Below are 18,425 nucleotides of genomic sequence, written 5' to 3'. Positions count from 1 at the left end.
AAGGCGATCACCTGTGGGAGCCGGGCTCGCCCGCGATGAGGCCCTCAAGAGCAGCGCAGATCACAACCCCATCTGCTTGCTGATGATCTCGTTCATCACCTCCCGCGTCCCCCCGCCAATCGACAGGATGCGGTTATCCCGATACAGCCGCTCCACCAGGCTGCCGCGCATATAACCCTGCCCACCAAGGATCTGCACGGCATCGTAGGTGACGCGGTCGGCGGTGTCGGTGGCGAGGTTCTTGGCCATGGAAATTTCCTTGATCACGCTGATACCGGCGGCCATCTTTGCCGCCTGCCGGTAGGTGAATTCCCGGGAGACTTCCACGGCGGTGGCCATCTCCGCCAAGCGATGCTTGATCACCTGGAACTTTCCGATGGGTTTTCCGAAGGCTTCGCGATCGGCGGCCCATTTGAGACTTTCCTCCAGGGCCAACTGCGCGGTCATATTGGCCATCAGGGCGAGGGCCAGGCGTTCGCTCTGGAAGTTGCCCATGATGCAGGCAAAACCCATGTTCTCGGCGCCGATCAGGTTACCGATGGGCACCCGGCAATCGTCAAAGAATAATTCAGCCGTGTCCGACGCCCACCAGCCCATTTTCTTCAAGGGCTGGCCGACGCTGAACCCGGGGGTGTCTTTTTCGATCAGCAGCAGGCTGATGCCGCCAAAACCCGGCCCGCCGGTGCGTACGGCGACGGTGTAGAAATCGGCGCGGATACCGCTGGTGATGAAGGTCTTGCTGCCGCTGACGCGGTAATGGTCGCCGTCACGAATGGCGCGGGTCTGCAGGCTGGCCACATCGGAACCGCCGCCCGGTTCGGTGACCGCCAGGGCGATGATGTTCTCGCCCGACAGCACCCGCGGCGCCACGCGCTCGCGCACCTCGGGCCGCGCCCATTTGACGATCGGTGGCAAGCCGATATCCAGCGAGCCAAGCCCGGCGACCACGCCCCCGGAGCCACAACGCATCAGCTCTTCACTGGCCGCAACCTTGGCGAACAGATCGCCCTCATGGCTACCGCCCAGGGCTTCGGGATAGCCAATACCCAGGATCCCCGCCGCGCCAGCCTTGAGGTACAGCTCTCGGGGAAAACTCTCCGCCTCCTCCCACTGCTCGATGCCCGGCAGCATCTCGCGCTCGACGAAGCGACGCACGCTGTCGCGGACCAATTGGTGGCTGGGGTCGAAGTAGTCCTGATAGGCAGGCATCGGCAAGCTCCATGGCGAGATGGAGCGAACTTACCAAGCGCTTGCTTGGCTTTCAAGCCAAATACCCATCTCACCAACACTGCAAACCCAATGTGGGAGAAGGCTTGCTGTAGTGAGCGGGCTTGCCCCGCGCTGGGCTGCGAAGCAGCCCCACTCGATCTGCGGTGAACCCGTCGGGGGACAAGTTATGGTCATCAAGACAGTTGCTCCCACATTTTGTCCTGCGGTGAACCTTAAAGGGCGATCGGTTTGCGGCCGGCGAAGGAATGCGCCAACGTGCCGCCATCGACCAACTCCAACTCGCCACCCAGCGGCACGCCGTGGGCGATGCGCGAGGTGATCAGGCCTTTGTTGGTCAGCAGTTGGGCGATGTAATGCGCGGTCGCTTCACCTTCCACCGTCGGGTTGGTCGCCAGGATCACCTCGGTAAAGGTGCCCTGTTCTTCGATACGCGCCACCAATTGCGGAATACCGATGGCTTCCGGGCCCAGGCCGTCCAGCGGCGACAGGTGCCCCTTGAGCACAAAGTAGCGCCCGCGATAGCCAGTCTGCTCCACCGCGTATACGTCCATCGGCCCTTCCACCACGCACAACAGTGTGTCGTCGCGGCGCGGGTCGGCGCATTGCGGGCAGAGTTCTTCTTCGGTCAGCGTGCGGCACTGGCGGCAGTGGCCTACCCCGGTCATGGCCTGGCTCAGGGCCTGGGCCAACCGGGTACCGCCGCTGCGATCACGCTCGAGCAATTGCAGCGCCATACGCTGGGCGGTTTTCTGGCCCACGCCCGGCAATGTGCGCAGGGCGTCGATCAGTTGGCGAATCAGGGGGCTGAAGCTCATGGGCAATGGTCCGACAAAACAACGAGACGCGGTTTATACCCGCGCCCCGGATTAGCGTCAAATCCTCAGCCCTGCGCGACGCGCACCACCAACTTGCCGAAGTTGCGCCCTTCCAGCAAACCGATAAAGGCTTCGGGCGCCTGCTCCAGGCCGTCGACCACATCCTCGCGGAACTTGATCTTGCCGTCGCGCACCCACGGCGCCATGGCGCTGAGGAACTCGGGCAGGCGGTCACCGTAGTCATTGAACACGATAAAGCCCTGGATGCGCACCCGCTTGGTCAGCAACGTCCGTTGCAGCGCCGGCAAGCGGTCGGGACCGCTGGGGGCTTCATGGGCGTTGTAGCCGGCGATCAGCCCGCACAGTGGAATGCGTGCCTTGGGATTAAGCAGCGGCACCACGGCGTCGAACACCTTGCCGCCGACGTTTTCAAAATAGATATCGACGCCCTTGAAGCACGCCAGGGCCAGATCATCGGCAAAGGTCGCACGCTTGTGGTCGATGCAGGCATCAAAGCCCAATTCGTCCACCACATAGCGGCATTTGTCTGCGCCACCCGCGATACCGACCACACGCAAGCCCTTGAGCTTGGCCACCTGCCCCACCACCGAGCCCACCGCGCCGGACGCCGCTGCCACCACCAGAGTTTCCCCGGCCTTGGGCTGCCCAATGTCCATCAGGCCCATGTAGGCGGTCATGCCCGGCATCCCCAGCACCCCCAAGGCCATCGACGGGCTGGCCAGGCCCTTGGGCACCGGCATCAGGTTGCGACCATCGCAAATGCTATGGCTCTGCCAACCGGTCGCGCCGACCACCAGGTCACCCACTTCGAATTTCGGATTACGTGACTGCTCGATACGGCTGACAGCCCCACCGGTCATCACCTCGTCGATCTCCACCGGCGCTGCGTAGGACGGTGCGTCGCTCATACGTCCGCGCATGTAGGGATCGAGGGACAGGTACAGGGTTTTCAGCAGGACCTGGCCGTCTGCCAACTCCGGCAGATTCACACGTTCCAGGCGGAAGTTTTCCGGGGTCGGTGCGCCCTGTGGGCGTGAGACCAGCACAATGCGCTGGTTGAGGGTCGGTTCTTGAGGCATGAAGGGGCTCCTTTATCGAATCCATCGGTATAGGGTGCAGACCATGCGTGCCGTGCCAGGGTTCGATCCAATTGGCACAAACAAAAATGCCAGGCACGCGGCCTGGCATTGGAGTCTAGCTAACGCTCATCGATCAGAACGGCAGCTTCATGCCCGGTGGCAATTGCATGCCAGCGGTCACGCCGGACATTTTGTCCTGGCTGTTGGCTTCGATCTTGCGCACGGCGTCGTTGACGGCCGCGGCGAACAGCGCCTCGAGCATTTCCAGGTCATCTTCGCCAACGCCTGGCAGGACGCTTGGGTCGATGCTCACGCGCTTGATGTCGTGACGACCGGTCATCACGACGCTGACCATATCGCCACCGGCTTTACCGGTGACTTCGGCATTGGCCAGTTCTTCCTGCATCTTGGCCATCTTTTCCTGCATCTGCTGTGCCTGCTTCATCAGGCCGGCCATGCCACCTTTCATCATGGGAATCACCTCAAAAAAAGTACGTGGATCAATGAGTAGCCCGATGTCATGACGCTTGGGGCACCGGGGCTTCGACAGGTTCAATAGTATCGTGACGGACGACCGCACCGAACTGTTGCATCATTTGCTGGATGAGCGGATCAGCGTGGATCGAGTCCTCGGCCTCACGCTGACGGTTGAGGCGCCGGCGGGTCGCGGCCTGGGCCGGGGTTTCCTGCTCGGGCTTGATCAACTCGATAGAGATGGTCAGCGTGCGCTCATGGTACTGGTTAAGCGCATCGTTCAGGCGGCGTTGCTGGGTGGCGTTGAACAGGGCGCTGTGGGCCGGGTCCAGGTGCAACAGCCAGTGGTCGCCTTCGATGGAGATCAGTGTGCAGTTGGCGGCGATGCTGCCGGTCATGCCGGAGATCGGCAGTTTCGGGAACAACTCCAGCCATTGCAGGGCCAGGCCGGTGGCCGGGGCTGCAGCGGGTTCCGCCTCGGGCTCGGGGGCCGGCTCGGCGGTGTGCTCGCTGGCCAGGTCATCCAGGTAGCTGTAGGCCGAATCCATGTCCGGCTCGATGTAGTCTTCGTCCAGCGGTGGCTCGTCGTCGAGGTCGATACCCGGCGTGGCGGCTTCCACCTGAGCCACGGTGGGCTCGGGAACCGGCGCAGACACCCACTCAGGGGCATCCAGCACCACGCTGTCCGGGGTCGGCGTGGGCATCGGCGTCAGCTCGGGCTGCTCGCTGCTGGTTTCCAGCACGGGCTCCACGGCCGGCACCTGCTCGACGTCGGCTTCAGCTTCTACCGGATCATTCCAGGGCAGGTCGACGACCGGCTCAGGCTCACTGACCGGTTCCGGCTCGACCACCGGCGCAGCGGCCACAGGTTCAGGCTCAGGTACCGGAGCGACCGGCGCAGGCGCAGCCACCACTGGCGCAGTCACCGCCGCGCCAGCCACTGGTTTGGCGGAATCAACTGTGGCCTGGCTGATCCCCACTGGCTTTAGCGGCTGTCTCGGCGCATCGGCCGAATCGGCGGGTCGGAAGGCCAGCATCCGCAGCAGCACCATTTCAAAGCCGCCACGCGGATCGGGCGCCAAGGGCAGGTCGCGGCGACCGATCAGGCCCATCTGGTAGTAGAACTGCACATCTTCGGCCGGCAACGCCTGGGCCAGGGCCAGCACGCGATCGCGGTCGCCATGGCCGTTGTCGACCCCTTCAGGCAGGGCCTGGGCGATGGCGACGCGGTGCAGCACATTGAGGATTTCCGAGAGCACGCCGTTCCAGTCCGGGCCTTGCTCCGACAGGTGGCGCACGGCCTCGAGCAATGCCTTGGCGTCGCCTTCGATCAGCGCGTGCAGCACGTCGAACACCTGGCCGTGGTCCAGGGTACCGAGCATGGCGCGCACGTCGGCGGCCATGACCTTGCCTTCACCAAAGGCGATGGCCTGGTCGGTGAGGCTCATGGCGTCACGCATCGAACCATCGGCGGCGCGACCGAGCAGCCACAGTGCATCGTCTTCGAACGGTACGTTCTCGACGCCCAGCACGTGGGTCAAATGCTCGACCACCCGCTCGGGGGTCATGTTTTTCAGGGAGAACTGCAGGCACCGCGACAGAATCGTTGCAGGAAGTTTCTGCGGATCGGTGGTGGCCAGAATGAATTTGACGTAGGGCGGCGGCTCTTCCAGGGTTTTCAACAAGGCGTTGAAGGAATGGCTGGAGAGCATGTGCACTTCGTCGATCAGGTAGACCTTGAAGCGACCGCGACTGGGCGCGTACTGCACGTTGTCGAGCAGCTCGCGGGTGTCTTCGACCTTGGTGCGGCTCGCGGCGTCGATCTCGATCAGGTCGACGAAGCGCCCTTCGTCGATTTCCTTGCACACTGAGCAGGTGCCGCACGGCGTCGAAGTGATACCGGTTTCACAATTCAGGCATTTGGCGATGATGCGCGCAATGGTGGTCTTGCCCACCCCCCGGGTACCGGTGAACAGGTAGGCGTGGTGCAGCCGTTGGCTGTCCAAGGCATTGATCAGAGCCTTGAGCACATGGGTCTGGCCGACCATTTCGCGGAACGAGCGCGGACGCCATTTACGTGCAAGAACCTGATAACTCATCGAAAACCGTCGCAACTGGGAAGCGGAAGCCGGTAATGCTAGCGGAGCAAGGGGGAAATTGCATCCGGCACGCTCGCCTAATCTGACTAAGCTTGCCTGGTTGGCCCCAAAAAGGCCTGAACCCGGAGTGTGTATGCGCGTAGTCCTGGGCGCTCTATGGATGATCACCACGGCTTGCCTCGCAGCGCCTGCGCCGTTGCGCTTCTCGGTTTCCGACAGCTGGGCGATGCCCATGGTGCAACTGGAGGACGGCCGGCCCACCCAGGGCATTTTGTATGACCTGATGTTAAGCCTGGCCACCCAGGTGGGCCGGCCGGCCCAATTCCACGTGCTGGCGCGGGCGCGCATCTCGGCAGCGATGGAACATGGCGATATCGATGTGCGCTGTTATGTCACCCAGGCCTGGGTCGACAACCTGTCCGGCGATTACACCTGGAGCATCCCCCTGATGGTGCAGCGCAACGTGTTGGTCAGCACCCATATTCCTGCGCAGCCGGTGCAGGTCGGCAAACTCGCGCCCCAAGCCATCGGCACGGTGCTCAATTACCGCTATGCCACGCTCGACCCGCTGTTTGCCAGCGGCCGGCTCAGCCGCGACGACGCCCGCAGCGAAGAGCAGGTGCTGCACAAGCTGGTGGCCGGGCGCTTCAAGTTCGCCGTGATCAATGAGTGGATCCTCGACCGCTTCAACCAGCGGATGCCAGTGGGCAAACGCCTGCACAAGGTCGCGGTGATCGATGAGCAGAACCTCGGCTGCACCGTGCGCAATGACCCGAACGTGCCGGTACAACAGATCCTGCGCACCTTGCTGCGGATGAAAATGTCGGGCGAGATCGACCAGATCATCCAGCTCTACACCGGTGAGACTCCTGACAGGAATTGACAGCACCGCCTTATAGACTCGGCTCCCTCTCTCGAGCAAACACGCGTTCCCAAGGAGCCTGCATGAACACCGTCGCCCATTACTTCCTGCTGTATGTCGACAGCCCGGCCACCAGCGCCAACTTCTACAGCCGCCTGCTCGACAAGCCGCCGGTGGAGCTCAACCCGACCTTCGCCCTGTTCATGCTCGACAATGGGGTAAAACTGGGGCTGTGGTCGCGCCATACCGTGCAGCCAGCAGCCCGGTTCACGGGCGGCGGCAGTGAAGTGGGCCTGTCCCTGGCCAACCAGGCCGCCGTGGATGCCTTGCACAACCAATGGGTAGAACGCGGCGCGACGATCATCCAGTCACCGACCACTGTGGACTTCGGCTACACCTTTGTCGCCCAGGACCTCGATGGTCACCGGCTGCGCGCGTTCTGCCTGAGCGATTGAGCGCCAGCGCCCTTCCAGGCTGATGGCGGCCACGCTGGTCAACACGATCACACCGCCCAGCACCACTTGCAGGGCGATATGCTCGCCCAGCAATGTAGCCGCCATGGTCATGGCCACCGGCGGGATCAGGTACATCGCCACCGACGCACGGCTGACCTCGACATGTTTCAGCACATAACCCCAGGCCAGGTACGCCAGGGCGCTGGGGAAAATCCCGAGCACCAGCACTGCGAGGTTTTCCCGCAGCGGCGCCTGCACCACGGCAGCACGCAGGCCCGGCAGGTTCACGCAGAGCATCAGGGTGCCCGCCCACACCATGTAGCACGCCATCGTCAGCGGGCTGTAGCGGTGGGCATAATGTTTCTGGATGGCGAAGTACAGGCTCCACGACACCGCCGCCAGCAGGATCAGCAAGCCACGCGGGTCGATATCGCCCACGCCGTGATCGCCCCAGATCACCACCAGCACACCGAGCAAGCCCAGCAACACGCAGCTCCAGCGCCACAGGCTGACCCGCTCCTTCAAGCAGAAAAACGCGATCAGCACACTGAACAGCGGTGCCGATTGAGCCAGCACGCTGGATGCCGCCGCAGTCACGAACTGCTGCCCGTAATTAAGGCTGGTGTGGTGCAGGAACACCCCGAAAAAACTCAACACCAGCAGCCACGGCACATCCTGCAGGCGCGGCCGGCCGATGCCCAGCACCAGCGCTACACCGGCCATGAACACCGAAGCAATCAAGAACCGCAACAGCGCGAGCTGACCAGGGTTGTAGCTGTGCAGTCCCATGTGCACGCCAATCGGCGAATAGGCCCAACAGAGGATGACGCTGGCGATGACTAGCGTAAGCTTCAGGGGTGACGGGGTATTCATCGACGGCATCCGCAGACTGAGAAGGAATGCCGTCAGTCTTGGCCCGGGCAAGGCGCAGGACAATTAACCGTTTCTGACTTCTGAAATCACTGGAACTGAGCAATGGAACTGGCCCAACTGAAAATGGTGCGAGCCGTGGCACAAACCGGCAGCGTGGCCCAGGCCGCCGTGCAATTGCATTGCGTGCCGTCCAACATCACCACGCGTATCAAGCAGCTGGAAAGCGAGTTGGGCACACCGCTGTTTATCCGCGCAGGGCGTGGCCTGGCGATCAGTGCGGCCGGTGAGATCTTCTTGGAGTATTGCGAGCGCATCCTGGCGCTGGTAGACGAATCCAAACGCGCCGTGGACGCCAACGCGATTCCTCGCGGCACCCTGCGCATCGGCGCGGTGGAGTCCAGCGCCAGCGGCCGTTTACCGCCACTGCTGGCGGAATATCACCGGCGCTACCCGGATGTCAGCCTGGAACTGGTGACCGGCGCCTGGGGCGAGTTGCTCGACGACCTGCAACACCATCGCCTGGATGTGGCACTGGTGGCTGCCGGCAACAAACGCGCGAAGCTCGAACACAGCGTGGTCTACAGCGAACGCCTGGTGCTGATCGCCAGCGCCTCCAGCGAACCGATTCGCAGCGCCGAAGACCTGGCTGGCCGCACCCTGCTGGTATGGCCGCCCGGCTGCCCATACCGGGCGGCGCTGGAGAACTGGGTCAAGCCCCAGGCCTTCAAGCCGGCGATTGCCAGCTATGCCAGCTGGGGCACGATCATCGGTTGCGTCAGTGCGGGGATTGGCGTGGCACTGGCGCCGGAAGGCATCCTGGCCCGCTATGAACAGGCCAATCAGCTGGCGTCGTACCGGTTCGAAGAACTGCAGGCGGTGGACAACCTGCTGTTCTGGCACAAGGACACCCAGCGGCACCTGGCGCGGGATGCGTTTGCCGGATTACTGCGCGAAACCTTTGGATGATGAATATCCAAAATGTGGGGCTTGCTGTGGTGAGCGGGGCTTCTCCCCCGACGGGCTCACCGCAGATCCAAGGGGACTGCTTCGCAGCCCAGCGCGGGGCAAGCCCGTTCACCACAGCAACCAGCGCCTACCTTTATTCAGTGGTGCGCGACAGATCAGCTTTTGGGGGCCGCCAACCGCGCGTACTGATCCTGACTGATCCACCCCGTAAACGAGCGATCATCCGCATTGATGAACTCGACCTGGGCCCAGCCATCCTTGAATGCCAGCACGCCGACCACGTCATTCTTGACGATGTAAGCGCGTTTAGCGGGCTTGGCGCTTGGGTTTTTCAGCAGGTAAGCCTTGTCGGCGGACACCTTCACCAGGCCGATCCAGTTTTTGCTGGCGGTTTGGGTCAGGTCCAGCCCGGTGGCAATCTCCGGCATCAGCACATTGAGGCAACCCGGATGCTGGCGGCCTTGCGCCACGGTCAGGGTCACGCCGTCGGACGACGGTGCCAGGCTGCCGGGGTAGGTGTCGTCGAGCCAGGTGCTCAGCGCAGCGGGCTGGCCTTGCAGGTAGAACGCGCAACCACGGGTGACGCCCTCGCCCATCTCTTCCGAGTAGTAGCCTTCGACCTGATGCTCAGGCGTCACCGCCAGCATCAGCCCTTCGTATTTGCCCGAGTGCAATGCGGGCGAACCCGCAAAGGCAGGCGCTACGGCACACAACGACAACACACCCACTGCTAGAAAACGGATCATCTTATTTTTTCCCTTCAAGTTTCTCGTAGGCTTTTTGCATAAGGACGTCATAGTTGCCGTAGTCCTCGCCGTTATAGTTACGGGCCATGCCAGTAAAATCCTTAGTTTTCATGGCTTTCATCAACGCCGGACTCTTGCTGCAAAAACCGAGGAACGCCTTTAGTTGATTACCGGCATTCACCTTTAATGCCGCCGAGAATTCAAACACTGTCTTGTAACCGCAGGACGCGTAGTTGAAACCCATGATCTGAAACATGCCCCACGAGGCCGACATCAATGCCGCTTCCTGATCAAGGGCAAAGGCGGTAGCCATGGTTTCCCAAGCCTTGGCCTGGTCCTTGTTATTGGTCTGCCACTGCGGCCCGGCCTTTTTCTTGTAGGGGTAAGACAGCAGCGGATGCGCCTGGTCGTAGATGTGCTTGGTGTACTTGCGAAACAGGTGCCCCTCGAACGCGATCACCGGCAACTTGGCTGGCCCGAAGCCGGAGCGCCCACCGGATTCCACGGTGGCAAAGGCCTTGATGATGTTCACCGAAATGCCGCCCCCCAATTGCGTGGCGGCGTTCTGGAAGTCGGTCTCGCTCAGGGTCATGCCCCCATCGCACGTAGCCTGGAGCATCAACTGGCGGTTGCGTTTCTCGGCCTCGATCATCGCGCGCATGCGGTCCAGGTACACATTGACCGTGGCCTGCACCGCATCCCCCTGGTTGTTGCCGAACACGTTCAGGAAGGTCGGGATGCGCAGGCTCGGGAAGGCTTTCACCGGCACCTTCACCGCTTCTTCGATCAAGCTGTTGAAGGTTTTACCGGTAGGGTCGATCACGCCATCGGGGTGAGCGTATTTAAGATGGCGAAACTGGTACTGGCTGATGCACTGCACCAACTGGCCGTCGCACTTGCCGTTTTCGGCCAGCGGAAAACCCAGCTTGGGAATGATCAAATTGAATAAATACTGGATGCACTGCACATCGGCGGGCAAGTTGCGGGCTTTACCGGGAGCGCCTACCGAAGCACTGATAAGACGGGGCAACCCTTGCAGGCTTTTCATCACAGACATCCTTGTTAGTTAAAGAAGTGATGGCACTTCAATATCAACTCCACACCCTTGTCATAGTTTGAAACAAGTGGCTGGCGGAAACTAACAAGGCAATTTTGGGTTGTCCAGAGCGACCTGTGAAAGTTGTGAAACAGCCGGATTAAATCAATCAGTAACCGTGAAACTCACGGGTCTTCTGGTACTTGTGGAAATCAATCCACTCGACCACATCGTAAGGCAGGTAGAGCTGCACCCGGGCCCGGGAAATGGCGATGTACACCGCGCAGAGTCGCTGGTCGAACGCGTAGGCATCCTTGAACTTCACGTTGGTAAGCAACTCGGGCGTCAGCAGCACCCGGTCGAACTCCATGCCACCCGCCTCTTCCGCCAGCATCAGCAGGCAACGTTTGCCGGGCACGCCGCCCAGTCGGTTCAAGCGCGTGATATCCGCGACGTTGAAGCCTTTTTCCAGCTCATTCTCGACCCACAGGAAGGCTTCATCGAACCGGCTGGCCTCACGCACCTGCTGCCAGTCGTCCATGTCGCTGAAATACGCATGGGGACCATTGTCATTGTGCTCGTTGCTGTAGAACTCCGGCTTGAACAGCGCGATGACGCTGATCATGAAGCGTTGCAGATCCTGCTGCGCCGCGTTGTCGGGAAAACCGAACGGGCAGTTGGCTTGCTGCAACTGAATCGCCCACTTCATGGTGTCCCAATGGGAGGCGGTCAACACCACGCAGCCTTCCGGCGGCACGAAGCCCTGGGGGTAATGCTCGATGCCGACGTCGGCATCCCGCGCGCCTTCGAAGGGCGTCTTGCACTTCTGCGAATGCACGCTGATCAACGGGTTGACCAGACGCTCGACATTGCGGCCCGAACGCACGGAATAACTGATGTCAGTGTGCCGGACCTCACGCTTTCTGCGGACCATCACACCGCTGGCCAATTGGTACTCATCGCCGAGGGTGACCAGCACTTGCCGGCCGCGTTCGATAATCTGCAGCAACGACGGTGGGATGTCCTGGCTTTCATCGATCAACACATGGGTGTACCGCGGCGGCACCACGCAGCCTTCGAGGCATGCGCGCTTGATCAGCCACAGCGCCGCGAAAGCAGTCTGGCCGGCCCATTGCGGGTTGGCCTCCAGGTACGTCCACAAACGGCTGGAATACTCCAGCAACGCCTGGGCATCCACGCTGGACAACGGTTGCTTGAAATGCGGCAAATGCCTGGCCGACAGGCTGTGATGGTTGGAATGGCAGTAGCTTTCGAGCACCTTCAGACAGATATCGAGTGTCGCCGCGCCATCGTGTCCCCGCCAGCCGTGGATATTGAGGGCCTGGGACACATCGTGCTTGCCGGGCAACCTCACCGCCGTGCTCTGTGCGGAGGGCCGCGGCCCCTGCAGCAGGGCCTTGGCGAAGGCGGCAAAAGTCGAGCCGGCCTTGCTGTCTTTCGCCAGCCCCATACGCTCGCGCAGCGTCGCCAGTTTTGCCCCGGTACGCGCCAGCACCAGCGTCTGCGCCGGGCGCAGGCACTCCATCAAGGCGCCGAGCAGGTGGCTCTTGCCGATGCCCGCGTAGCCTTGAACGTGCAGGTCTTCGTTCAGATTGGCGCGAAAGGTTCGTACCAGTTTGTCCTGGGCCGGGCTGAGCCAGCGCTCGCGCTGCCGAGGCGTGATCATCTGCTGGCTGAACGGGTCGTTGCTGCGCAGGTGGCGAACCTTGTAGCCGATATCCCATTTGCCTGAAGGCAGCAGGTAATCCCGCGCTGCGACTTCTTCAGCCGACAGCAGGCGCAGGTTGACGGTCTTGAGCGCGTTGAATCCGAAGTACAGCTTGCGCGGATCGAACAGCCGCTGGGCTTCGGACAATAACGTGGCGGCGCCCCCGGCCGGCGCATCGACCGCCCAGTCGAGCAACTTGGCCAGGATGCGCTCGGCGCCCGCACAGGTCAGGTCTTTTTCCGCAGCCTGGGCCAGGTTCTGGATCACCAGTACAGCGGCCAGTTCCGGCTCTGTCAGGCCGACCAGTGCCTTGGCGCCGTCAGTGCCGAGCAGGCCCGTACAGGTTTCATCCGTGACAGGCAGGAAGACAGGGCTGGATAAATCAAAGTGTTCCGGTTGCATAGTGCCTCACAGCCAGGGAATCAGGCATTGCCCTGACCGCCCAGCTCAAACCGATATTCTCCAAGGGAGCCCGACATACCGCCGCCATGGGCGCGCGCGTCAGCCGTAGAGGCCAGCGCATTGATCTGCTGCTGGAGTTCGAAGACCGCCATATCGAGCAGCCTGCGCAAGTCCTCGGCACTGTGTGCGGCCACATTCAATTGCAGCGTATAGGCGCCCGCGAGTGGCGGCGGCACGGGCTCGGCGGGCGACGCAGGCTCATCGGCCACGGTGGTAGCCCGGATCATTTCGGCCTGGCTGAGGATTTCCGCGTGTTCGTCATCCATGAGGTCCAGCACCCTCGACAATTCCAGGGTCTGTTCAGGGTGCGATTGAATGCGGTCCTTGATCTCCAGGCGCCGCATCTGCCACTCCCGCAGTTTCTCGCGAGTGAGGTCGTCGACTTTTTCCACGTGTGTTTTCTCCGGATGCCAGGCACTGGAGTATGCCGCCATGGACTGCCCGATGGCAGATGGCGTGAAAGCATTTTTGAATTGAGTTTGAGGAGGTGTTGCAAGGAAGAGCGTTATGGAGGCAACCCCACCAGCCACACCCCGGCACACAATGTTCCCGCTGTGGCTGCTGCCTTCCGGCTCTGACCAGGTTCACGGGTAATCGTTGCGGGGGGACCGATGGGGTCACCATAACGACGCCTGCCTCTCGGCAAGCGGGGCCATTGTACCGATCTCATCGGAAGTTACAACCATTGGGGGCGGATTAAAAATATTCGATGGTTCAAGCACTTGTGTCTATCGCGGGGCCGCCATCGCCGGCAAGCCGGCTCCTACAGGGTGACGGCTTCGTCTGCTCGGCCGCCTTCTTCCTGGATCACCAGGTGAATGAAGTGCAGCTTGGCGATCACCGCCGGTGGCAGCACGAAGGGATAGAAATCCGGCTGGCCCATGCTGCGTGACAGTTCGTTGAGCATGCCGGCCAGTTCGATCCAGGCGTTGACGAACGCCAGGAACGCCACGCCGCCGGGGTGTTCGGGGTCGTAGAGCGTGCTGAGGGGGAATGGCTGGTAATCCAGGTCCATCGCACGGGCGCTCATGCCAAAGCCGAGCGCGGTGTCGACGGCGTCCATCATGTGCAGGTAGTGCGCCCAGGTTTCGGCCCAGTCTTCCCAGGGGTGCATGGTCGCGTAGGCGCTGACGCAGGTTTGCTGCCAGTCGGGGCGCGGGCCGTTCTGGTAGTGCTGATCGAGGGCATCGGCGTAACTGGCGCGTTCGTCGCCGAACAGGTTGCGAAACGGTTCATGCCAGTGGGTATTGGCGATCAGCCGATCCCAGTAGTAATGGCCGACTTCATGGCGAAAGTGCCCGAGCAGCGTGCGATAAGGTTCACGCATTTGTACGCGGACTTTTTCGCGATGGGCGTCGTCGGCTTCCTTGATGTCGAGGGTGATCAAGCCGTTAGCGTGGCCGGTCATCGGCGCGTTGCCTTCGAGGTCGATACCGACGAAATCGAAGGCCAGGCCGTTGTCTTCATCGACGCTCTTGGGCACCACTTGCAAGCCGAGACCGATCAATTGCGCGACCAACCGGCGCTTGGCGGTTTCGACTTTGCGCCAGCGCTCATGGTTTTCCACGATCGACAGGTCAGGGATAGTGCGATTAAGGCTGCAGGCCACACACAGCGGTGCGGTGCTGTGGGCCGGGATCAGCCAGTTGCAGGCCGCTGGCGTGTCGAGGTTGGCGCAACGACGGAAGGCGCCGGCATCGAGATTGTCGTCTTGCAGCCAGGTGCCTTCCACGGGGCCGGGCTGCAGGGAGGCCAGTCGACTTTGCTGCGGCTGATAACCCAGTAGCGCCTGGCAGGCCAGGCATTGGCTGTTGCGAAAGAACAGCGATTGGCCGCAACGGCACTGCCACACTTTGCTGTCGCGGGAGGTGCCGGCCACGAACGGTGCAGCAATGCGCGAACTGAGTTGCTCGAAGTAGCGGAACATGGCGATCTCTCCCTGGGGTGCCCAAGACTAGATCATTTCCCTACCGAGATCGTTCCACATTGTTGTAGTGAGCGGGCTTGCCCCGCGCCGGGCTGCGCAGCAGCCCCAACAAGGGCGCTGAGGTGTTTCAGATAGACCGAAGCGCCTGGGTTTTGGGCTGCTTCGCAGCCCGGCGCGGGGCAAGCCCGCTCACCACAACAAGACCGCTCACCACAAAGTCCCAATCAGACGGTGATGTTGTGGTTGGCCAGGAAAGCGACGAAGGCCTCTTCGTCCAATACCTTCAGGCCCAGCTCGTTGGCCTTGGTCAGTTTCGAGCCGGCGCCCGGCCCGGCCACTACGCAGTGGGTTTTCGCCGAGACGGAACCCGCCACCTTGGCACCGAGGCTTTCGAGTTTGTCCTTGGCCACGTCACGGCTCATCAGCTCCAGGGAGCCGGTGAGTACCCAGGTGTGCCCGGCCTCAGGCAAGCCTTCAACGACTTTCTTGTCGCTCAGCCAGTGCATGCCGAAATCCTTGAGCTGCTGCTCGATGGCCAGGGCGTGGTTGGCATTGTCTTCATTATCAAAGAAGTCACGCACGGCCTTGGCCTGCTTCTCGGGCAGGGCCTGGCGCATATCCAGCCAGTCGGCCTTGATCACGCCCTCCAGGGTGACGAACTTGTCCGCAAGCTTCTGCGCGGCGCCGGGGCCGACACTTGGCACGTGCAGCTTGTCGAGCAAGCCACCCAGGGTGGTGCTGGCGGCGAATTCGGCGCTCAGCTCGCCCTGATCCTGCAACTGCAGGGCGCATTCCTGCGGCGACAGCAGCGCGCCGATCACGTCCTGGTTATGGCCGTCCTCAAAGAAGCTGTGAATCTCGTGCGCCACTTCCAGGCCCACGTCCGGCAAGTACGTCAGCACTTCCGGCAAGGCCTTCTGCACGCGTTCCAGGGACGCCAGGGAGCGCGCCAGCACCTTGGCGGTTTCCTCGCCCACATCGGGAATGCCCAGGGCGTAGATAAACCGTGCCAGGGTCGGGGTCTTGCTGTTTTCGATGGCGGTGATCAGCTTCTTGCTGGAGATATCGGCAAAACCTTCCAGGTCGATGATCTGCTCATACTTGAGTTTGTAGAGGTCGGCCGGCGAGCCGATGAGTTTTTCATCCACCAGTTGCTCGATGGTCTTGTCGCCCAGGCCGTCGATGTCCATGGCGCGCCGCGAGACGAAATGGATGATCGCCTGCTTGAGCTGTGCGCCACAGGCCAGGCGGCCGACGCAACGGTACACCGCGCCTTCGGTAACGGTTTCCTTGCCCTTGCTGCGCTTGACCAACTGCGTGCGCTCCACGTGGGAGCCGCACACCGGGCAGTTTTCGGGGATCTGCACCGCACGGGCATTTTCCGGGCGACGCTCGGGGACGACGGAGACCACCTGCGGGATCACGTCACCGGCACGGCGGATGATCACGGTGTCGCCGATCATCAGGCCCAGCCGCGCAACCTCATCCATGTTGTGCAGGGTGGCGTTGGACACGGTCACACCCGCGACCTTGACAGGTTTGAGGCGCGCCACCGGCGTGACGGCACCGGTGCGGCCGACCTGGAACTCCACGTCGAGCAGTTCGGTCAGCTCTTCCATCGCCGGGAATTTATGCGCGATGGCCCAGCGCGGTTCGCGGGCGCGGAAGCCCAGTTCGCGCTGGGAAGCAATGCTGTTGACCTTGAACACCACACCGTCGATTTCATAGCCGAGGCTGTTACGCCGCTCGCCGATATCGCGGTAGTACGCCAGACATTCCTGGATGCCCTTGGCCAGCTTCAGTTCGTGGCTGATGGGCATGCCCCACTTCTGCAGTTGCTTCAGGTTGCCGATATGGGTGTCGCTGATATCCGCGGTTACCTGGCCGATGCCATAGCAGCAGAATTCCAGCGGGCGACTGGCGGTGATCTTCGAGTCCAACTGGCGAAGGCTGCCGGCAGCGGCGTTGCGCGGGTTGGCGAAGGTCTTGCCGCCGACTTCCAGTTGCGAGGCATTGAGCCGTTCGAAACCGGCCTTGGACATAAACACTTCGCCACGCACTTCCAGGGTCGCCGGCCAACCACTGCCGTGCAGTTTCAGCGGGATATTGCGCACGGTGCGCACGTTGACGCTGATGTCTTCGCCGGTGGTGCCGTCGCCACGGGTGGCGCCGCGTACCAGTTCACCGTCCTGATACAGCAGGCTGACCGCCAGGCCGTCCAGTTTCGGTTCGCAGCTGTACTCCACGGCTGCGCCACCGCCGAACAGGTCACCCACCGGCAGGTCGAGACCTTCGGTCACCCGGCGGTCGAATTCGAGCATGGTGGTTTCATCAAAGGCGTTACCGAGGCTGAGCATCGGAATCTCGTGCTTCACCTGGGTGAACGCCGACAACGCCGCACTGCCGACCCGCTGCGTCGGCGAATCGCGCGTTACCAGGTCCGGGTGCTCGGCTTCCAGGGCCTTGAGCTCGTGGAACAGCCGGTCGTACTCGGCGTCCGGGATACTTGGCTCGTCGAGCACGTGGTAACGGTAGTTGTGCTGATCCAGTTCAGCGCGCAGTTCGAGGATGCGGGTGTGGGCGGCGGTCATGGGTGTTCTCTCAGAAAGCAAAAGAGCAGCCGAAGCTGCTCAATATGTTAGTGCGCTTATTCTACTGACAACGCTGAAGACCAATCCTCAGCGTTTCTGTGTCAGGGCGCGACGCTCGAACTCGACGATGCGCTGACGGTAGTGTTCGATGGTTTGCGCGGTCAGGACGCTGCGTTGGTCATCCTTGAGCTCGCCGTTCAGTTCCTGGGACAGCTTGCGGGCTGCGGCCACCATCACGTCGAACGCTTGTTTCGGGTGACGCGGGCCTGGCAAACCGAGGAAGAAACTCACCGCCGGGGTACTGAACAGGTCGATATCGTCCAGATCGAACGTGCCCGGCTTGACGGCGTTGGCCATGGAGAACAGCACTTCACCGTTGCCCGCCATGCTTTCGTGGCGGTGGAAAATATCCATCTCGCCAAAACGCAGGCCGCTTTCGAGGATGTTCTGCAGCAGGGCCGGGCCTTTGAAGCCAGCGGCGTCGCGGCAGATCACGCTGATCACCAGCACTTCTTCGGCAGCCGGCTGGTCGTTCACCGATTGGCGCGGCGCATTTTTACCCAGGTTTTCATCCGGGAAATCATCATCGCGGCTGCTGAAGCTCGGGCCCTCATCGACGTCGAGGTTCAGGTCGCCCTGATGCGGCTCGGCCACGGCGGCGCTGGCGCGCTTGCCACGCTTGGAGGACGGCTCGCGGGCCTCACGCACTGGCGCACTCATCGACGGCAGGTCGTGCTCGTCCAGCTGCGGTTCCTTATGGGTATCCAGCACACGGGGCGGCCCCAGCAGCTCGGCGCTGCCGTCGTCGTCGGGCAAGTTGGACAGGTTGCGGTCCAGACGGAATTTGAGCTTGCCCTTGCCACCGCGCATCCGGCGCCAGCCATCAAAAAGAATACCGGCAATGACAATAATGCCGATGACGATCAGCCACTCGCGCAGACCGATTTCCATGTAATCCCGTGCCTCTAATAAAAAATGCTGAAAAATAAGGGGTTTAGCAACGTGCAAACCGCTTTAAAACGTGGCGCCAACTCTATGTTCTGACTGACGTTTTGCCCAC

16 protein-coding genes and 1 other RNA gene are annotated in these 18,425 nt (G+C 61.9%); 3 read left to right on the top strand and 14 right to left on the bottom strand.

Translation table 11 applies throughout. The features are described 5' to 3' along the window. Nucleotides 1-60: 60 nt before the first annotated feature. The 5 genes from BM70_RS0100965 to dnaX all read right to left on the bottom strand — a co-directional run bounded on the left by BM70_RS0100965 (nt 61) and on the right by dnaX (nt 5,718). Entirely contained in the window at nt 61-1,209 is a 1,149-nt protein-coding gene (locus tag BM70_RS0100965) for an acyl-CoA dehydrogenase family protein (protein ID WP_025854262.1), read from the bottom strand. A 233-nt stretch (nt 1,210-1,442) separates the two neighbouring features. Continuing rightward, nucleotides 1,443-2,045 (bottom strand): recombination mediator RecR, encoded by a 603-nt coding sequence (gene recR, locus BM70_RS0100960; protein WP_015885312.1) that lies wholly within the window; start codon nt 2,043-2,045, stop codon nt 1,443-1,445. 65 nt (nt 2,046-2,110) lie between these two features. After that, nucleotides 2,111-3,145: an NADP-dependent oxidoreductase gene (locus tag BM70_RS0100955; RefSeq protein WP_025854261.1), complete on the bottom strand. Its 1,035-nt coding sequence runs from the start codon at nt 3,143-3,145 to the stop codon at nt 2,111-2,113. Nucleotides 3,146-3,278: 133 nt separating this feature from the next. Then, on the bottom strand, nt 3,279-3,617 hold the full coding sequence (locus tag BM70_RS0100950) for a YbaB/EbfC family nucleoid-associated protein (RefSeq protein WP_003193199.1): 339 nt from the start codon (nt 3,615-3,617) through the stop codon (nt 3,279-3,281). Nucleotides 3,618-3,663: 46 nt separating this feature from the next. Then, a complete protein-coding gene (gene dnaX, locus BM70_RS0100945; protein ID WP_025854260.1) occupies nt 3,664-5,718 on the bottom strand; it encodes a DNA polymerase III subunit gamma/tau in 2,055 nt (684 codons plus the stop codon). 133 nt (nt 5,719-5,851) lie between these two features. On the opposite strand from dnaX, the gene BM70_RS0100940 reads away from it, so the two are divergent. Continuing rightward, nucleotides 5,852-6,601, top strand: coding sequence for an ABC transporter substrate-binding protein (locus BM70_RS0100940; protein ID WP_025854259.1), 750 nt, complete (start codon nt 5,852-5,854; stop codon nt 6,599-6,601). Between the two features lie 62 nt (nt 6,602-6,663). Beyond that, nucleotides 6,664-7,035, top strand: a complete 372-nt coding sequence (locus tag BM70_RS0100935) for a VOC family protein (RefSeq protein WP_025854258.1) — start codon at nt 6,664-6,666, stop codon at nt 7,033-7,035. Here BM70_RS0100935 and BM70_RS0100930 read toward each other — a convergent pair. Next, nucleotides 6,949-7,908: a DMT family transporter gene (locus tag BM70_RS0100930; protein ID WP_025854257.1), complete on the bottom strand. Its 960-nt coding sequence runs from the start codon at nt 7,906-7,908 to the stop codon at nt 6,949-6,951. The two genes, BM70_RS0100935 and BM70_RS0100930, sit on opposite strands and share 87 nt — an antisense overlap. A gap of 102 nt (nt 7,909-8,010) precedes the next feature. Here BM70_RS0100930 and BM70_RS0100925 point away from each other — a divergent pair, with 102 nt between their 5' ends. After that, entirely contained in the window at nt 8,011-8,874 is an 864-nt protein-coding gene (locus BM70_RS0100925) for a LysR family transcriptional regulator (protein ID WP_025854256.1), read from the top strand. A gap of 155 nt (nt 8,875-9,029) precedes the next feature. Here the strand turns inward: BM70_RS0100925 and BM70_RS0100920 are convergent, their stop codons facing one another. The 8 genes from BM70_RS0100920 to zipA form a co-directional block, all read right to left on the bottom strand. Continuing rightward, on the bottom strand, nt 9,030-9,620 hold the full coding sequence (locus BM70_RS0100920) for a hypothetical protein (RefSeq protein WP_025854255.1): 591 nt from the start codon (nt 9,618-9,620) through the stop codon (nt 9,030-9,032). A gap of 1 nt (nt 9,621) precedes the next feature. Continuing rightward, complete coding sequence (locus tag BM70_RS0100915; RefSeq protein ID WP_025854254.1) at nt 9,622-10,668, bottom strand: N-acetylmuramidase family protein; 1,047 nt, start codon at nt 10,666-10,668, stop codon at nt 9,622-9,624. A gap of 157 nt (nt 10,669-10,825) precedes the next feature. Continuing rightward, nucleotides 10,826-12,787: a hypothetical protein gene (locus tag BM70_RS0100910; RefSeq protein ID WP_025854253.1), complete on the bottom strand. Its 1,962-nt coding sequence runs from the start codon at nt 12,785-12,787 to the stop codon at nt 10,826-10,828. Between the two features lie 20 nt (nt 12,788-12,807). Beyond that, nucleotides 12,808-13,239, bottom strand: a complete 432-nt coding sequence (locus BM70_RS0100905) for a hypothetical protein (RefSeq protein WP_025854252.1) — start codon at nt 13,237-13,239, stop codon at nt 12,808-12,810. 125 nt (nt 13,240-13,364) lie between these two features. Beyond that, nucleotides 13,365-13,461: signal recognition particle sRNA small type (gene ffs, locus BM70_RS32045), an RNA gene on the bottom strand. A 149-nt stretch (nt 13,462-13,610) separates the two neighbouring features. Then, on the bottom strand, nt 13,611-14,774 hold the full coding sequence (locus BM70_RS0100900; RefSeq protein ID WP_025854251.1) for a putative zinc-binding metallopeptidase: 1,164 nt from the start codon (nt 14,772-14,774) through the stop codon (nt 13,611-13,613). A 224-nt stretch (nt 14,775-14,998) separates the two neighbouring features. After that, on the bottom strand, nt 14,999-17,365 hold the full coding sequence (gene ligA, locus BM70_RS0100895; protein ID WP_025854250.1) for an NAD-dependent DNA ligase LigA: 2,367 nt from the start codon (nt 17,363-17,365) through the stop codon (nt 14,999-15,001). A gap of 87 nt (nt 17,366-17,452) precedes the next feature. After that, entirely contained in the window at nt 17,453-18,316 is an 864-nt protein-coding gene (gene zipA, locus BM70_RS0100890; RefSeq protein WP_025854249.1) for a cell division protein ZipA, read from the bottom strand. Between the last annotated feature and the right edge of the window lie 109 nt (nt 18,317-18,425).

The organism is Pseudomonas sp. CHM02, assembly GCF_000612585.1.
In the GTDB taxonomy this organism is placed as follows: Bacteria; Pseudomonadota; Gammaproteobacteria; order Pseudomonadales; family Pseudomonadaceae; genus Aquipseudomonas.
The sequence above is the reverse complement of the archived record's forward strand: the minus strand, read 5'-3'. Positions and strand labels throughout refer to the sequence as shown.

What these genes read in the sequence shown, in the direction of transcription:
- BM70_RS0100965 (WP_025854262.1), bottom strand. Translation starts at nt 1,209, where the DNA reads ATGCCTGCCTATCAGGACTACTTCGACCCCAGCCACCAATTGGTCCGC.
- recR (WP_015885312.1), bottom strand. Translation starts at nt 2,045, where the DNA reads ATGAGCTTCAGCCCCCTGATTCGCCAACTGATCGACGCCCTGCGCACA.
- BM70_RS0100955 (WP_025854261.1), bottom strand. Translation starts at nt 3,145, where the DNA reads ATGCCTCAAGAACCGACCCTCAACCAGCGCATTGTGCTGGTCTCACGC.
- BM70_RS0100950 (WP_003193199.1), bottom strand. Translation starts at nt 3,617, where the DNA reads ATGATGAAAGGTGGCATGGCCGGCCTGATGAAGCAGGCACAGCAGATG.
- dnaX (WP_025854260.1), bottom strand. Translation starts at nt 5,718, where the DNA reads ATGAGTTATCAGGTTCTTGCACGTAAATGGCGTCCGCGCTCGTTCCGC.
- BM70_RS0100940 (WP_025854259.1), top strand. Translation starts at nt 5,852, where the DNA reads ATGCGCGTAGTCCTGGGCGCTCTATGGATGATCACCACGGCTTGCCTC.
- BM70_RS0100935 (WP_025854258.1), top strand. Translation starts at nt 6,664, where the DNA reads ATGAACACCGTCGCCCATTACTTCCTGCTGTATGTCGACAGCCCGGCC.
- BM70_RS0100930 (WP_025854257.1), bottom strand. Translation starts at nt 7,908, where the DNA reads ATGAATACCCCGTCACCCCTGAAGCTTACGCTAGTCATCGCCAGCGTC.
- BM70_RS0100925 (WP_025854256.1), top strand. Translation starts at nt 8,011, where the DNA reads ATGGAACTGGCCCAACTGAAAATGGTGCGAGCCGTGGCACAAACCGGC.
- BM70_RS0100920 (WP_025854255.1), bottom strand. Translation starts at nt 9,620, where the DNA reads ATGATCCGTTTTCTAGCAGTGGGTGTGTTGTCGTTGTGTGCCGTAGCG.
- BM70_RS0100915 (WP_025854254.1), bottom strand. Translation starts at nt 10,668, where the DNA reads ATGAAAAGCCTGCAAGGGTTGCCCCGTCTTATCAGTGCTTCGGTAGGC.
- BM70_RS0100910 (WP_025854253.1), bottom strand. Translation starts at nt 12,787, where the DNA reads ATGCAACCGGAACACTTTGATTTATCCAGCCCTGTCTTCCTGCCTGTC.
- BM70_RS0100900 (WP_025854251.1), bottom strand. Translation starts at nt 14,774, where the DNA reads ATGTTCCGCTACTTCGAGCAACTCAGTTCGCGCATTGCTGCACCGTTC.
- ligA (WP_025854250.1), bottom strand. Translation starts at nt 17,365, where the DNA reads ATGACCGCCGCCCACACCCGCATCCTCGAACTGCGCGCTGAACTGGAT.
- zipA (WP_025854249.1), bottom strand. Translation starts at nt 18,316, where the DNA reads ATGGAAATCGGTCTGCGCGAGTGGCTGATCGTCATCGGCATTATTGTC.